At 55.7% G+C, this 15,595-nt stretch carries 12 protein-coding genes and 1 tRNA gene; 9 read left to right on the top strand and 4 right to left on the bottom strand.

Annotation, left to right across the window (positions count from 1 at the left end):
* Nucleotides 1-140 precede the first annotated feature (140 nt).
* The gene (locus QIT27_RS04480; RefSeq protein WP_285263016.1) at nt 141-2,354 is read right to left on the bottom strand and encodes a TonB-dependent receptor domain-containing protein; all 2,214 of its coding nucleotides are present in this window, start codon (nt 2,352-2,354) and stop codon (nt 141-143) included.
* A gap of 305 nt (nt 2,355-2,659) precedes the next feature.
* On the opposite strand from QIT27_RS04480, the gene QIT27_RS04485 reads away from it, so the two are divergent.
* The 5 genes from QIT27_RS04485 to QIT27_RS04505 all read left to right on the top strand — a co-directional run bounded on the left by QIT27_RS04485 (nt 2,660) and on the right by QIT27_RS04505 (nt 8,478).
* Nucleotides 2,660-3,595, top strand: coding sequence for an ABC transporter substrate-binding protein (locus QIT27_RS04485; protein ID WP_285263017.1), 936 nt, complete (start codon nt 2,660-2,662; stop codon nt 3,593-3,595).
* A gap of 77 nt (nt 3,596-3,672) precedes the next feature.
* Nucleotides 3,673-4,641, top strand: coding sequence for a FecCD family ABC transporter permease (locus tag QIT27_RS04490; RefSeq protein WP_285263157.1), 969 nt, complete (start codon nt 3,673-3,675; stop codon nt 4,639-4,641).
* A gap of 26 nt (nt 4,642-4,667) precedes the next feature.
* Nucleotides 4,668-5,798 carry a FecCD family ABC transporter permease gene (locus QIT27_RS04495; RefSeq protein WP_285263018.1) on the top strand — a complete coding sequence of 377 codons (1,131 nt, stop codon included), beginning with the start codon at nt 4,668-4,670 and terminating at the stop codon, nt 5,796-5,798.
* Nucleotides 5,795-6,595, top strand: a complete 801-nt coding sequence (locus tag QIT27_RS04500) for an ABC transporter ATP-binding protein (RefSeq protein WP_285263019.1) — start codon at nt 5,795-5,797, stop codon at nt 6,593-6,595. The genes QIT27_RS04495 and QIT27_RS04500 overlap by 4 nt, the downstream gene beginning before the upstream one ends.
* Before the next feature lie 107 nt (nt 6,596-6,702).
* Nucleotides 6,703-8,478, top strand: a complete 1,776-nt coding sequence (locus QIT27_RS04505) for an ABC transporter ATP-binding protein (RefSeq protein ID WP_285263158.1) — start codon at nt 6,703-6,705, stop codon at nt 8,476-8,478.
* A gap of 26 nt (nt 8,479-8,504) precedes the next feature.
* On the opposite strand, the gene QIT27_RS04510 is transcribed toward QIT27_RS04505, so the two are convergent.
* Nucleotides 8,505-9,080, bottom strand: coding sequence for a hypothetical protein (locus QIT27_RS04510; protein ID WP_285263020.1), 576 nt, complete (start codon nt 9,078-9,080; stop codon nt 8,505-8,507).
* A gap of 138 nt (nt 9,081-9,218) precedes the next feature.
* Here QIT27_RS04510 and QIT27_RS04515 point away from each other — a divergent pair.
* A tRNA-Ile gene (locus QIT27_RS04515) sits at nt 9,219-9,295 on the top strand.
* An 87-nt stretch (nt 9,296-9,382) separates the two neighbouring features.
* Here the strand turns inward: QIT27_RS04515 and QIT27_RS04520 are convergent.
* A complete protein-coding gene (locus QIT27_RS04520) occupies nt 9,383-9,868 on the bottom strand; it encodes a PIN domain-containing protein (protein WP_285263021.1) in 486 nt (161 codons plus the stop codon).
* Nucleotides 9,849-10,898, bottom strand: coding sequence for a helix-turn-helix domain-containing protein (locus tag QIT27_RS04525; RefSeq protein WP_285263022.1), 1,050 nt, complete (start codon nt 10,896-10,898; stop codon nt 9,849-9,851). The genes QIT27_RS04520 and QIT27_RS04525 overlap by 20 nt, the downstream gene beginning before the upstream one ends.
* A gap of 348 nt (nt 10,899-11,246) precedes the next feature.
* On the opposite strand from QIT27_RS04525, the gene QIT27_RS04530 reads away from it, so the two are divergent.
* The 3 genes from QIT27_RS04530 to QIT27_RS04540 all read left to right on the top strand — a co-directional run bounded on the left by QIT27_RS04530 (nt 11,247) and on the right by QIT27_RS04540 (nt 15,586).
* A complete protein-coding gene (locus QIT27_RS04530) occupies nt 11,247-11,513 on the top strand; it encodes a hypothetical protein (protein WP_285263023.1) in 267 nt (88 codons plus the stop codon).
* Between the two features lie 249 nt (nt 11,514-11,762).
* Nucleotides 11,763-13,082: a KAP family P-loop NTPase fold protein gene (locus tag QIT27_RS04535; RefSeq protein ID WP_285263024.1), complete on the top strand. Its 1,320-nt coding sequence runs from the start codon at nt 11,763-11,765 to the stop codon at nt 13,080-13,082.
* A gap of 422 nt (nt 13,083-13,504) precedes the next feature.
* Nucleotides 13,505-15,586: a TonB-dependent siderophore receptor gene (locus QIT27_RS04540; protein WP_285263025.1), complete on the top strand. Its 2,082-nt coding sequence runs from the start codon at nt 13,505-13,507 to the stop codon at nt 15,584-15,586.
* Nucleotides 15,587-15,595: the final 9 nt, after the last annotated feature.

The following is a 15,595-nucleotide window of genomic DNA, read 5'->3' on the forward strand; positions in this document are numbered from 1 at the left end:
GAAATAGATTAAAACCATGAATCGCTGCCATAGGGGGAAGCTACTGCGGGGCGCTCCACCCAAAAGCACGTCATAAAAAAGCCCCGGCGCGTAGCCGGGGCAGCAAGTCAGCATTGAAACAGTAAGTGAACCCTCAAGCGTTAGAAGTCGTAAGTGGCAGAGACCCAGAAGCTGCGGCCATCCAGCGCTACGCCGTCGGTGGAACGGCCGGTCTGAGTAAAGCGGTAGGCCAGCAGCGTGTCGCCGTTGTGCACGAAGGTATCCGCACCGGTGAAGTCTTTATCAAACAGGTTGTAGATGGTGCCGGTCAGGCGCACGTTGTCGCTGAAGCGGTAGGAGCTGCGCAGGTTGAACAGCTCGTAACCATCCAGCTTGTTGCCCAACTGCTCCACCAGCGAGGCGGATTCACCGCTGATATCACCGACGAAACGTTCGCGGGAAGAGTAGTACTCACCTTCTAACGTGGTGTTCCAGCGGTCGTTAATCGCCCAGGTAAGGTCAGCGGTCAGCTTGTGATCAGGCGTGTTAGTGAGTACCTGGCCTTCATTGGCCCCCGAGGTAATTTCGGAATCGGTGAAGGTATACCCACCGCTAACACGCCACGCCGGGGCAAGCTGGTAGCTGGCATTTAACTCAACGCCGCGGGTTTCGGCTTCGTCGATATTGGTCAGCTGGCCAAAGCTCTCCTGCTGGGTGAAGTTGCCAACGCTCAGGCAGTTCGCTAGCCCAGCGTTGGGCGTATTGCCGCTGCTGTCGACAAATTGGCAGTTAGGAATATCGGCCGCATCGGCGATACGGTCGGTGAACCGGTTGTAGAACACCGTGGCACCCGCCGAGAAACCGCTCTGGTTATCGTAGATAGCGCCAATTTCGTAGTTAGTGCTCTTCTCGGGTTCTAAGTCCGGCGAGCCAATGTTGACCGTGGTGCCCTGGCCGCCAAAGCCATTGATACCGCTATGCAGGTCGTTCAGGCTCGGCGTTTTATAGCCACGGCTCACGCCGCCTTTTAGCGTCCATTCGGGTGTGGTGTTCCACACCAAATAGCTGCGCGGGCTAAAGTGGCCGCCGAAGGCATCATGGTGCTCATAGCGACCGCCCAGCGTTAGCGCTAGGTCGTCCCGTAGCATCCACTCATCTTCTGCAAATAGCGCCCAGCTGGTTTGCTCGAAGGTAATGTCGCCTGCGGTGCCGTCCTGCAGCTCGGCATCGATGTACTGGCCGCCAATGGTGGCCATGTGGTCACCCAGAGGCGCTACAAATTTGGTGTCGACGATAATGTCGCGGTTTTCCAGCAGGCGATCTTCACCGCCCTGGGCTTCATAGCCGTAATCCGGTGCGCTGCCTGCGGGCAGCGTGCGGCCGAGGGTTTCGGTGAAGTTACGCGTTATGCTGCTTTCCCAGGTGCCCGCGCTGTAGTGGCCGGTGTGGCCAATGGCGATTTGGTCGCGGTTAAAGCGCAGCTCGTCTTTATAGCCGTTAAAGGTACCGGGAGAGGGTTGGCCCGCGCGGTTGGTGCCATCTTGCGTGCCCAGGCGGTTATCGTCATTGGAGTACACTTGGCGGGCGCGCTCCGCATCCAGCCAGAACTCGTTCGCTTCATCCGGCGTCACGTTCAAACGCCCGCCGATGGAGTAAATGCGCGCCTCTGAAGGGCGCGGGTCGCGGCCAGCGCTGTTTTCGATCATGCGCTCGGAGCTATCGCGATCAAACAGGCGGCCACGCACCTGAAGGCCAACGGTGTCTTCCACCAGCGGCCCGGCGCTGTAAAGGTTAATCGCCGAGCTGTTGCCCGCATCGCGATCTTCCTGGAAGGTGTTCTCAACGCTCACCGAGCCCGCCCAATCATCGCCAATGCGGCGAGTGATGATGTTGATAACCCCGCCCATGGCGTCAGAGCCATACAGCGTCGACATCGGGCCACGAATCACTTCAATGCGTTCAATGGCAGAGAGCGGCGGTATAAAGCTGGTGGAGGTTTCGCCAAAGCCGTTCGGCGTGACGCTACCGGAGGTGTTCTGGCGACGGCCATCAATCAAAATCAGCGTGTAATCGCTGGGCATGCCACGGATAGAGATATTCAAACCACCGGTTTTGCCCGTGCCTGCACGTACATCGACGCCCGGTACATCGGCAATCGCTTCGGCGATGTTAGAGAACTGTTTTTGCTCCAGCTCTTCACGGGTAACTACGGCAATACTCGCAGGGGCATTGTTCAGCGTTTGCTCATAACCGGCGGCGGTGACCACCATATTATTAAGCTGGGTGCTGTTTTGGGTGGCCTCTTGGGCATGAGCCGTCGCAGTAACGCTCAGCGCGATGGCACTGGCGAGGGCGGTGCGAGTAAAGCGTGGCATGGCGATCCCCTGATATGAGTCTTGTTTGCTAATGAAACTAATTATCAAATGAGCTGCGGATTCTAAGAAGAAAAGTTCCCACTTGCGAGATAGTTTTATCGAACATAGCGTTGCTATTAATGGAACGATTGCCGACAGAGAGACGTTGATCTGCCCGTAGGATTGGAAGCCGACGTGTGCCGTTCCACCCAGCGTTGCAGGACATGCAACGGGAGATTCGTTGGAATATGGGTGCAAGTGCTTTTGAGAATCGTTATTATCAGCGGAGAGGATCATTTAGGCATAGCGTTTTACCGGAGAGTCATATGCGACACACGTTACTGCAGCGCGGGTTAATAGGGATATTGATGGGCGGCTTGCTGTCGGGTACTGCTCAAGCGCGCACCTTGGAGACCGCCTACGGCGACGTGGAGGTTGCTGACAACCCTGTGCGTGTCGTCACACTGTATGAGGGCGCGTTGGATGCCGCGCTGGCGGCAGGCGTGACCCCGGTAGGGGCGGTCACCACCCGTGGCGGCGACAACGTGGCGCAATACGTGACCGACTACCTCAGTGCGAATGAGCTCGAACACCCTGAGATTGTGGGCGTCGTGCGGGAAATCAATATTGAAGCAGTGTTGGCCCAGCAGCCGGACCTGATTCTCGCCGCGGCCCAACTGCCGGAGGAGCAGTATCAACTGCTATCGCAAATTGCTCCCACTGTGGTGCCCCACACGCAACCGCTGGCGGCCGATAACTGGGAAGCCGAAGCGCGCCTGTTCGGCCAGGCTTTGAACCAGGAAGAGGCCATTGACGAAGCGATCAGCGCCGTCGATCAGCGGGTCGACGCTATGTCAGACGCAGTAGCTGACGCCGATGTGGGGAGCAACGCCTATCTGGTGCGCTGGATGCCCGGCGGCCCCATGGTGATGTCGGAAAACCTGATTGCCACCGGCCTGTTAGAGCGCGTCGGCCTGGATGTGCAAGGCGGCGAGCTGATCGGTGAACGGGGCGTGCATAGCGATGTATTGAGCCTAGAAAACCTTTCCCAGGTAGACGGCGACTGGCTGTTTTTGGCCACGCTAAATGATGACGGCCAAGCCGCCCTAGATAGCGCCAAACAGAGCGCTGCCTTCAACCGCTTGAACGTGGTACAGAACGAGCAAGTGGTGCCGGTCAACGGCCAGCTCTGGAGCAGCGCCAACGGCCCGCTGGCGGCCCAGGCGATTCTGGATGACATCGAGAATGCCTTATTGCCGTGAACGAGGCTGCCGTGAGCTCTTTTGCTAACTCTGTTGCGAACAACGTGAGCGGCAGGCGCTGCTCACCTCGTACCTGGATGATCCTTCTGCTCACCGCCCTTGTGGCGGTGAGCGTCGTTAGTTTGTTGATAGGCGCAGGCAGCGTTGGCCCCCGCCAAGTGCTGGGACTGCTAAGCGGTAGTGATCACGCGGAAGCGCGTTTTATCGTCTGGGAACTGCGCGCGCCCCGCACGCTGATTGGCATTGCCGTTGGCGTGGCGCTGGGCGTAGCGGGGGCGCTGCTGCAAGCCGTTTCCCGCAATCCGCTGGCCGAGCCGGGCTTGTTGGGCGTGAGCGCAGGCGCTGCGTTTGCCGTTTCCCTGGCGCTGGTATTAGGGGCCAGCGCGGCCACTTTACGCATTCCCGTGGCACAGCTAGGCGCGCTGATCGGCTGCGTATGCGTAATCAGCGTGGCGCGGCTGCGCGGTGTGGGGAGCGACCCGGTGCGCTTGGTGTTAGCGGGGGCCGCGTTTTCGGGGCTGCTTGGCTCGCTCAGCGCACTGATGCTGCTCTACGACCAGCGTGCCGCCGATGAGATTCGCTTTTGGGTGGTGGGCAGCTTGGCGGGTAGGCGGCTAGACGATTTATGGGCCGTGCTGCCAAGCCTATTGGTAGCAGGAGTGGGCGTTGTATTGATTGCCCGGCCGCTGGCCGCGCTGGCGCTGGGGGAGCGGGCCGCCAGCGGTTTAGGGCACCGCCCTGGGCTGATTCGCTGGCTGGCGGTGGGCTGTGTGGCGCTATTAGTCGGCGCGGCCACCGCCATTGCCGGGCCGATTGCGTTTGTGGGGCTGGTAGTGCCTTTTGTAGCGCGGGCCATCGCCGGGCCGGATATTCGCCGCACGCTCTGGTTCTGCCTACCCGTCGGCCCGCTGATCGTACTCACCGCCGATATTATCTCCCGTGTCGTCGTCGCCCCCTCCGAGCTGCCCTTGGGCGTACTCACCGCGCTATGCGGCGCGCCGGTGCTGATTGCGGTGGTGCGGGCCAAGCGCCTGCCGATGCTCTAACGCACTCTCTTTGGTTATCTGATGCTATGAAAATGACGGCAAAACAGTCGATGAGCGGTGTGGCACTGCCCCATACACCCACCGCTTATCGAGAAGAGTCGAGCGCACAAAAGGTCGCTGCCCCGCAGGGCTACTGGCGCGCTGCGCTGCCCCGTTATGGGGTGAGCGTGCTGCTGGAAAAGCGCGCCGTGGCGGTGAATATCGGGTTGAGTGCCGCACTGATGGCCGCCTGCGTGCTCTATTTAAGCCTGGGCAGCGTGACGCTTTACCCGAATACGGTTGTGGCTTCCTTGCTGGGGCAGGGCGATAGAATGACCGCGTTTATGGTGCAGCAGCTGCGCCTGCCGCGCCTGATCGCTGCCTGTTTCACTGGGGCTGCCTTTGCGCTGGCCGGGGTATTAATGCAAACCCTGGCCCGTAACCGTTTGGCGACCCCCGGCATTATCGGCATCGATAACGGTGCCACCGCCTTTGCGGTGGCCTCGATTGTTGGGTTAGGCGTCGGGATTGCCCCGCCTGCCATGGCACTGGCGGGGGCGACCACTGCCGCCGTGCTCACCTTTGGCCTAGCGGCGGGCAGCGGCACCCAGGGCTACCGCTTTATTGTGGCGGGCATTGGCGTGGGCGCGGTTTTTGGCGCGGTCACGCAGCTGATGTTGGCGCGGGTAGCGATTGATACCGCCAACGCTGCCTACCCCTGGACCGTGGGTTCCCTCAATGCCCGCCCGGCAAGCGCGGTACATCTATTGGGTATTGGCTTAGCGCTTGGGTTAGTGGCCGCGTTGGCGCTGGCCCGCTCGCTCACGCTGCTGCGCTTTAAGGATGCCATCGCCAGTGGCTTAGGCACTGCGGTGAAAGCGCGGCGGCTGCAGGTGCTGTTACTGTCAGTGGTGCTCACCGCGCTGGCCGTTGCCGTGGCGGGGCCGGTGGGCTTGGTGGCGCTGATCGGTCCTGAAATTGCCCGTTCGCTCTCCAGCGCCCGCCATGTTCCCATTCTAGCCGCCACGCTGGCGGGAGCGCTGGTGATGGTGCTGGCCGATTTAGCGGGCCGCACGCTGTTTGCCCCCATCGAGATCCCCGTGGGGATTGTTACCGCCGTGGTGGGTGGCCCCTGGCTACTCTGGATACTAATGCGCCCGCAACGGAGCCGCCCATGACCTCATTACCCACGCTTTCCACCGATGCGCTCAGCATGAGCTACGGCCAGCGCCAAGTGATTCACGAACTCGGTGTTAGCTTGCCCAGCGGGCAAGTAACCGCCATTGTTGGCCCCAACGGCTGCGGTAAATCCACGCTGCTCTCTGGGCTGGCCCGCCTGCATAAACCGGACAGCGGTGCCGTGCTGCTCAACGGCTACGACATCGCCCAGATGCCCGCCCGCCAACTTGCCACCAAGCTGGCGCTACTGCCCCAAGAGGCGGTCGCTCCGGAAGGGCTGACCGTCACCGAACTGATTCGCTTTGGCCGCCAGCCCCACCAGGGCTGGCTGCGCCAGTGGTCGGCGGAAGATCAGCAGGTGGTGCACTACGCCCTGGCCGCTGCCGGGCTTGAGGCGCTTGCCGACCGGCCTTTGGAAGCGCTTTCTGGCGGCCAGCGCCAGCGCGCCTGGATCGCCATGACCATCGCTCAGCAAACGCCGCTTTTACTACTCGATGAGCCCACCTCCGCGTTAGACTTAGGCCACCAAATCGAAGTGTTCGAGCTGGTACGCGACCTGGCCTGCCAAGGCCGCACCGTGGTCATGGTGCTGCACGACCTCGCCAGCGCCTGCCGCTACGCCGACCACCTGATTGCCATGCGCGACGGGCAAATCGTTGCCCAGGGCGCGCCCGCTGAGGTGGTAACGCCTGCGCTGGTGCGGGAGCTGTATCAGGTGGAGTGCACGCTGCTGCTCGATCCCGATACCGGCAGCCCTTTGCTCGCCAATGTGCGGCGGGCGAGCCAACCCGCGTAACGTGTTGAAGGTTAATCACCCTAGATAACAACGTAAAAGGAATTGATGTGGCTTCTTCCCCGACCCGCGCTGACAAAGCGTCCGTCAATCAAAGCTTTCACGCCTTAATGCGCCTGCTGCGCTACGCCAAAGGCTATCGGCGGCAGATTATCATCGCCACGATTTGCTCGATCATCAACAAGCTGTTCGATATCGCCCCGGAAATTCTGATTGGCGTGGCGATCGATGTGGTGGTGAACCAGGAAAACAGCTTTGTGGCGCGGCTGGGGTTTGAATCGCCTCAAGAGCAGATCACCATTTTGGCGGTGCTCACCTTCTTTATTTGGGCGGGGGAGTCGCTGTTTGAGTACCTGTTCCAAATTCTCTGGCGCAATCTGGCCCAGCGGCTGCAAGCGGATATGCGCCAAGACACCTATGAGCACGCCCAGCGGCTCGATATGGCGTTTTTCGAATCGAAAAGCTCCGGCCAGCTGGTGGCCACCATGAACGATGACGTCAACCAGCTAGAGCGCTTTCTGGATGGCGGTGCTAACGCGCTGATTCAAGTAGTGGTCACGGTGGTGGCCGTAGGCGCGGTGTTCTTCGTGCTGTCTCCGCTCATCGCGCTGCTGGCATTCACTCCCATTCCGCTGATCATTTGGGGCGCGTTTTTCTTCCAGCGCAAAGCCGGGCCGCTGTACAGCGACGTGCGCGAGAAAGTGGGCGACCTTGCCAGCCGTCTCTCCAATAACCTCAGCGGCATCGCCACGATTAAAAGCTTCACCAGCGAAGCGCGGGAAGCCGAACGGCTGCGGGATGCCAGCGAAGCCTATGTGGAAGCCAACCGTCGCGCGATTAAAGTCAGTTCTGCGTTTATTCCGGTCATCCGCATGGCGATTTTGGCGGGCTTTCTCGCCACCTTTACCGTCGGCGGCATGATGGCGCTGAACGGCAGCCTCAACGTGGGCGCGTATGGCGTGCTGGTGTTTCTGACCCAGCGCCTGCTGTGGCCGCTCACCGGCCTTGCCCAAGTGATTGACCTGTTCGAGCGCGCCATGGCCAGCACCAAACGGATTCTGGATTTGCTCGAAGTACCGATTGCCGTGAAGGACGACAGCACCACGCCTTTAACTGCCCCGGTAAAAGGCGACATGCGTTTTGAGGCGGTGAGTTTTCAATATGAAGCCAGTCAAGTAGGCGTGAACGGCGTGGACTTACACGTGCCCGCTGGCAATACGCTGGCGCTGGTGGGGGCCACCGGCTCCGGTAAATCGACGCTGATCAAACTGCTGCTGCGCTTTTACGACCCCGCCAGTGGCCGTGTGCTGGTAGATGGCCAGCCCATCACCGACGTCAGTATGCACTCACTTCGCCAAGCCATTGGCCTAGTGAGCCAGGATGTGTACCTGTTTGAAGGCAGTATTCGCGACAACATCGCCTATGGCCAGCCGGATGCCAACGATGCCGCGATTATCGACGCCGCTAAAACCGCCGAAGCCTGGAGCTTTATCGAAACGCTGCCCCAAGGGCTGGATACGCCGGTGGGCGAACGGGGCGTGCGACTTTCTGGCGGCCAACGCCAGCGGCTGTCACTAGCGCGGGCGCTGTTAAAAGACCCGCCGATTCTGGTGCTGGATGAAGCCACCAGTGCGGTGGATAACGAAACCGAAGCGGCCATTCAGCGCTCGCTAAAACGCATCGCCCACGGCCGAACGGTGATCATGATTGCCCACCGGCTCTCCACCATTGTGCACGCCGATGAGATTGTGGTGATCGAAAAAGGCCAAGTGGCCGAGCGCGGCACCCACGCCAGCCTGTTAGCGGCGGACGGCCATTATGCCGCTCAGTGGCGGGTACAAACCGGTACCGCCCAAGCAGGCGATGTGGAAGCGCTTAGCCACTAGGCGCTCATCAGTGGCTAAGCCAAACGTTAGCGGTTTACCAGCAGCGCATTTAGCGTGACGGGCACATGCTCATCAATCTGCTGGTAGCCCAGCATCGACAGCACGGTACGCACCGTGCTGTTGGCCATCAGCGCGTTGCCATCTAGCGCCATGGGTTCTGCGTGGGTCACGCGCACCTCGTTTAACCCTTCGCGGGTAAAGCGCAGCGGCACCGCTTCTTCTTGGTTAATCAGGTCGGTTTGCACCCGAAAGGTGAGTGTTTCCACCATCGACTCGCCAATATCCAAGCCGTCTAACCGCTCCGGCGGCATTTGCGCTACCAGCGTCACCAGCGTGGTGTTCGCCAGCAAGCCCACCCACGGCGGCAGTTCCCCAAAGCGGTTGAGCAGGTCGGTTTGGCTCAAGCGCAGCGGCAGGCGCAGCGTGCCATCGGCAGCAATATCGCTCTGCAAGTTATTCACCTGATGGTGATGGGTTTGAGGGGCCTCGCCATCCAGTTGGGTAATCGACGCCTGCACCTGAGACTGGCCAGGATCAAGCTGCCAATCCGCCTGCACCGGCAGCACCAACAGCAGCGGGAAAAGAGCCATCAAAGCTTTCAAAGCGGTTCTCCATAGAAGCATTCACCACCAGACCTCAGCGCCGGTCATTAGTGCCGAAAAATGCCGATCACGCCGTAAGATAGCGCACCAAGGGGGTAGCCTCGCCCACACACATTCGCTATTATGTGCACGCTTTTCGGGCCTATAGCTCAGTTGGTTAGAGCAGGGGACTCATAATCCCTTGGTCGTAGGTTCAAGTCCTACTGGGCCCACCATTTCTAAATGCTTCTTCTAAATATTTCTTCAAAGCAGGGGATTATGAGTCCCTTAGTCGTTGGCTCCCCGCCGCTGGTTTTATCTGTTTATTGTTTATGTTCCGCCAATCTTGCTTTAGCGGTTGCCCAGGGCAATCGTCGCCCAGCGGTCTTCATGGCGTCATAAGCCTGATGAGCTTGCTCAACGCTGATCAGGCCTTGTCTTACCAGTTCCTCGACAAGCCATAGCGTACCCATTACTTCCATTTTTTCTTCAATTGCTGCATTGCGGAGTGCTTGATCGCCTGTCAGCAGCGGGCATTGCTCTTGGCAGGCCAGCGCGAGGGCAAAGCAGTCGTTCGTGCTGGGGCCTCGGTAGCGGGTGACTAGGTCGCCGACGTAATTAATGGAGCTAGGCGATAGCTCCATGATCTGCAACCCCAATTCCAGCAAATGCCCATGCTGATCATCTAGTTCTTCGTAGTAGAGAATATCCGGCGTCACGAACTGGTAGGGTAGCTGGAAAAGCACATCCAGAAGCTGGCCCTCTTCAATGTCGATCAGGATATTGGCGTCACTGACCAACAACAGCATCGAGGGGCTCCAGATTGCGCTCACGATGGAACTGCATCAAAGGCATTTTGAGTAATTCAGCCGCCTTAGATTCGCTGATAATTTCCTCGCCAAGGGCACGATAAACCAACTGGGAAAACAATTGGCTTTCTTCCGCAGGATAAGGCTCGCCTGGTTCTTCCTTGTGCCAGCCTTTCTGACGAAAACGAATGAAGGCACGTTTGCGCAATCCCTCATCGATAATACCCAGGTCAGCAGCCCGATAAAGGCAAGCTGCCATGCTAATGCCGTACTCATGTTTCAGTAGATACAGCTCTCGCGCTTCCAGATTATGTCGCTGCTCGCCAAACTGTTGTCGCAGGCCGCTTTCGGGAAGCAGAAAGGCAGAGGCAAAGCGGTTACAAGCCTTCTCTTCGTCAACACCTGCCCCAAGCCGCCCATGCAGTATGAGATGCCCTAACTCATGGGCTAGCGTGAAGCGCTGGCGGTCGCCCGGCCAATGGCTTGAAACGACAATAAACGGCTTACCCGCCACGGAAGCCTGAAGGCCATCAAATTTATTCAGGTCGTCTACCCCGGTAAGAATCACCAGGATGCCTCGCGCCTCTAATACATCGATCAAATCTGGAATTGGGTTGCGTCCCAACGCCCAGGCATCACGAACGCCATAAGCCACCGCGTCTACCTCATCGAGAGACGCTACATTGGCCGGTAGCCCCAGAGGCTGTGTAAAGTCTGGCAGCGGAAAATGAGGGTACAGGTCGGCCAGGATCTGCCAGCGCTCAGCTTGATCTAGAACGTCCGCCTCAATGCGGTTTAGCAGCTTTTGGGGGGTAGAAGCCCGCTTACGGTACTCGACACCTTCCAACTGCACCTGTACTGGCCGAAAGAAATACTCACTGCGTACCCCGAGCGCTTTTGATAGCTGAATCAATGCCTTGGAGCCAGGCGTGCTTTTTCCTTTCTCGTACTTGTTGATCATGGTGGCACTCACGCCCACCTGATCTGCCAGGGCCTGCATGGAGAGACCCGCAGCCTTGCGTGCACGCAATAGTCGCTCCCCTATCATGGTCAGCCCTCCTGTTCAGGTTGAAGAATGCGGTTTATAAAGTAAAAGAAATTGTGATCATTATAAACCGATGATGGGCGGCCTGCCATTGGATCGACTACCGGGGTGGTTGCCTTCCTACCGAGACGTAATCACAGACAAGCTTGCTTAGTCTCACTTTGAGTACCGTGCCATTGAATATGGATTGGATCGTGGCATGACGGCCAGCGTTGATGGTGGTAGGCTCTGAATTATGTCTTAAGCAAAGGCGACTTTGAGAGTGATGGTGTACGGTATCCGCGCATGCCACAGTTATCGTATTCACGGTAGCAGTTGTACTGATAGTGCGGCTTGTCTACCAGCCAAGCTACAAAAGACAAGGGGAGTGCGCAAGGTTGGCAGCAGCGGCCAGACAAGACCAGCGGAGCGATCAAAACCATCGAAGTAATCGTGCAAAAAGGTACGTTCTCTATGACTTGCTTTGCTCAAAAAAATTGTAAAAGATGGCCTCAGTATTCTCTGTGGCTAATGACTGATCAGGTAAATGAAGAAGCAGGTCAAATCAGCCCACAAATAGAAAAAGCTAGAGCTGACCTCAAGAAAACGGATGCTAACTAGCAAAAAGAGTTGTTGATAAATGGTTTCAGGGAGGACGGCGTTGTGGATAAAGGGGCATGGGAGTAAGCCGTTGTGAATGAAGCGAGAGAAGCATTTCACCAGATTATAAAAATGGCGATGCTGTTCGAGGGGTGGCCATTTTTTATATATGGGCTAGCAATAAGCTTTTGAAAAAATGAAAAAAGACATCAAAGCGATAAAGCTATGAAGAATATTTAGAAAATAGATAGCTTAGTTTAAGAGGCGAGTATGGAAAGCGAAGTTTTTTATAATGAAAATAAATGCAATGGTTTAATAAGGGTGCTAAGAAAGCTGGAAAAAAACAAGGTGGTATGTGTAGATGGTAAGTGGGGAACGGGTAAATCATACTTTTGCAAAAAAATTATTGAGCTTTCAAGAGATGAGTTAGAGTGCATTAAGTTTAATGCATTTGAGCATGATCATAGTGAAGACCCATTGGTCTTACTATTATCTGAATTTTCTAAAGCTGTACCAGTTTCTAAAAAAGAAAGATATATCAAAACAGTCGCAAAACACGCAGCTCCACTAATGGGCAAAGGGCTAGACTATGCTTTAACTTTGAGTAGTCTCAAAGGTATCCCAGGCGTAGATGAAGCGAGTGATAAACTAAAAAATCATATGGAGCAAAGAATAAATAATTATTTATATGCAGAAAAATCTATTGTAGGTATTAAAAGAGAGTTGAAGAAAATAGTAATCGGAAATGAAGGCAAAAAAATTGTTGTAATAATTGATGAGTTAGACAGGTGTAGGCCATCTTTTGCACTCGAGATAATTGAAAAGATTAAGCACATATTTAATATTGAAGGTATTCACTTCATACTTTCAATGCATAAAGAGCAGGTTTTAGAATCAATATCTCATACTTACGGCATTGCAAAGAATTCAGAATCATATTTAGAGAAGTTTTTAGATTTTACAATTTATTTAAAGCCAGAAATTTTAACTGAGGTTGAAGGCAATTCGCCCCATGCTGATTACGCATATCATGTGGCTAAAAGAAGCTTTAACGAGATTGAAGCTTATGGGTTAAGTCATCACGTGGCTAATTTTTGTGCTTTTTTAACTTTAAAGCATAGCTTGGGTTTTAGAGAGGTTGATAGATTTGTTGATAAATGTCTCACCGCTTATATAAGTTATAATGTGCAAGATAAAGAGGGGTTTAGTGAGGCATTGCTGGCATGTGGATTAGTGAGCAATACCTTTTTAAGTATTTATTCAATGAATGTTTTGAATTTAGGTTCGGGGATGATAGCAGCAGGAGGGATTAAAGCCGTAAAAATGGTGTGCTCATTGTTAGTGAAAGGATACGGTGCACCTTCAAGCTTAAAATCGACGAGTGATATTAAGATGCCAAGTGCGGCAGAAATAAGCTACGATGGTAAGCTTTTTTATGGATTTTTACTTTCAATATACAATTCTTCTATTGATAGAAGAAATGCAAAGGTTTTGCCAGAGTTGTCTAATCCCATTAACGAAGAATATAAATATCCAGATATAGTGACATGCTTTAGTATTTGGAACGATAACTTAAAAGAGGTGAGTTGATCTTAAAGGTTTAATATATGTGTCCAGGTTTTGGCGTACTTTGTGTACAAAACAGGCTGTTAAAGGCGAAATGGAAAATTATTGAAAAAACGACCAAAGGCGATTATTAGACGCTTTGTAAGCGACCCATAATCCCTTGGTCGTAGGTTCAAGTCCTACTGCGCCCACCATTTCCTAGTCCTTCCTCCTATATCACCATCCTTCAAGCCGCTGACCAACGTCAGTAAACGGCTCCTTTGACATATTCTCTATTTCTCAAAGCCTCATGTCTCTCTGTGGGCTTTTCCACCGATGATCCCCCTCGAACACCCCGTTCCACCGCAACCCCTTGCCCTACCCGAGTGATTGTGGTTGTGAATAAAAATCCGTATCATTCGCCTTACTATAACGATACTTCTCCTCATACCCGTTGAGACTTCCTCATGCTCCGCAAAACTCTCCCGCTTTCCGTCGCGCCGTTGCCTGCTGCCGTTCGTCGTTCACTGCTGATGTCGCTCGGTGGAATGCTGTTCGCTGCGCCGCTGGCTGCGCTTGCCCAAGAAGAAACCATTAACACCGGTACCACCGTAGTCACCGCGACCGCGTTGAAGGTCAATACGCCGTTGGTGGAGACGCCGCGCCCGGTCTCTAGCGTTGATCGGGAAGAGTTGGAAACCCGTAACGTGCAGCAGTTGGATGAAACCTTCCGCTATCGTGCCGGTGTGCTATCAGGCCATTTTGGCAGTGACAACAATACGGATTGGTTCAAGGTGCGTGGTTTTGATCAGTCCACTTATCAGGACGGGTTGCGCATTTACCGTGAAGGCTTTTACCAGTGGCTACCCGAGCCGTATGGCCTTGAGCAAGTCGAAGTATTCAAAGGGCCTTCCTCGATTCTTTACGGCGAGGCGCCTCCCGGTGGTTTGATCAATGCGGTGAGCAAACGTCCTACGGAAACACCGCAGGGCGAGGTGAATTTCCAACTGGGCAACCGTAATCATCGCCAAGTGGGGGTCGATACCAGCGGGCCGTTGGGGGAGTCTGGTGACGTTCGCTATCGGTTGGTGGGCGTGTACAAAGAGCGCGATGGCGATCTCGACCACACGGATAATGAGCGCTATTACTTCGCGCCTAGCCTCGCCGTCGATATGAGCGACGATACGAGCGTGACCTTCTTGGCCAGCGTGCAAAAAGACGATGGCGTGCCGGTCAACCCGTTCAAGCTGCCCTACGGCACCGTGCAAGATACGCCGTTCGGCCGCGTCGACCCGCAAACCAACCTCAGCGAGCCGGGCTACGACCGTGATAACCGCACGCAGTGGGCGCTGGGTTACGAGCTGCGCCATGACCTCAATGATACGTGGCGGTTTGAACAAGATTTACGCTACAGCGAGCTAGACCTGGAGCTACGCAGCACCTATGCGTTCTTCATGTCGGACGCCCGTCGGGCAACGCGTGGCCATGTCTATCGCGATGGTTCTATCGACAGCTGGACGGTCGATAACCGCATGGTGGGTAACTGGTACACGGACCGCACCGAAAACACGCTGTTGCTGGGTGTCGATTATCAGAACCTGGGGGTGAGTGGGCAAGAAGCCGACCCGTTCCCATTTGGTGATCCTATCGACGTGTTCGACCCCACCTACGGCAACTTTACGCCGGTGGGCGCGGATGACTTGCTGAGCCGCGAGATCGATAAAGAGCAGACCGGTTTGTATGCTCAAAACCAACTTCGTATTGATGACCGCTGGGTGCTGCTTGGCGGCGTGCGCGTTGACCAAGCCGAAACCGAAAACAGCAACCTGACATCCGGTGTCACGCAGCGCTCCGATGATGACCAAGTCTCTTGGTCGGGCGGCGCGATGTACCTGAGTGACCAAGGGATCAACCCGTATATCAGCTACACCGAGTCGTTCGATCCGGTGGGGCGTGTGGATGACGCGGGCGATCTGTACGAGCCCCGTGAAGGCGAGCAGTGGGAAGCCGGTATCAAAATCGCGCCGTTTGGCTGGGATGGCTACGTGACGGTTGCCGTGTTCGACCTGAAAGAGAACAATACGCTCGTGAGTTCTCCTGCCGGGTTCCAGGTTCAGGAAGGCGAGCGTACTTCTCAAGGGTTTGAGCTGGAGGGCGTGGGTTACCTCACCGATGCGTTAAAAGTGACGGCTGCCTATACCTACACGGATTCACGCTTGGAAGATGATCAGCGCGCGCCATTAATTCCGCGCCATCAAGCGTCTACTTGGCTGGATTACGCCTTTACCAATGGGGCCTTGCAAGGCGTGAGTTTGGGTGCTGGTGTACGCTACGTGGGCAGTACGGTGGACACGAGCGTTGCGGACAATACCGCCGTCGATAGTTATATGGTGGCGGATGCCATGGTCGGTTATGAGTTTGCCGATGGCTGGCAGGCTCAGGTAAACGTCAATAATCTGACTGATGAAGAGTATGTGGCCAGCTGTGAGTACTGGTGCTACTACGGCGAATCTCGCAGCATTATCGGCAGCGTGAAATACCGCTGGTAAGAGCGATCA

The sequence above is a fragment of the Halomonas sp. LC1 genome (assembly GCF_030247125.1).
GTDB lineage: Bacteria > Pseudomonadota > Gammaproteobacteria > Pseudomonadales > Halomonadaceae > Vreelandella.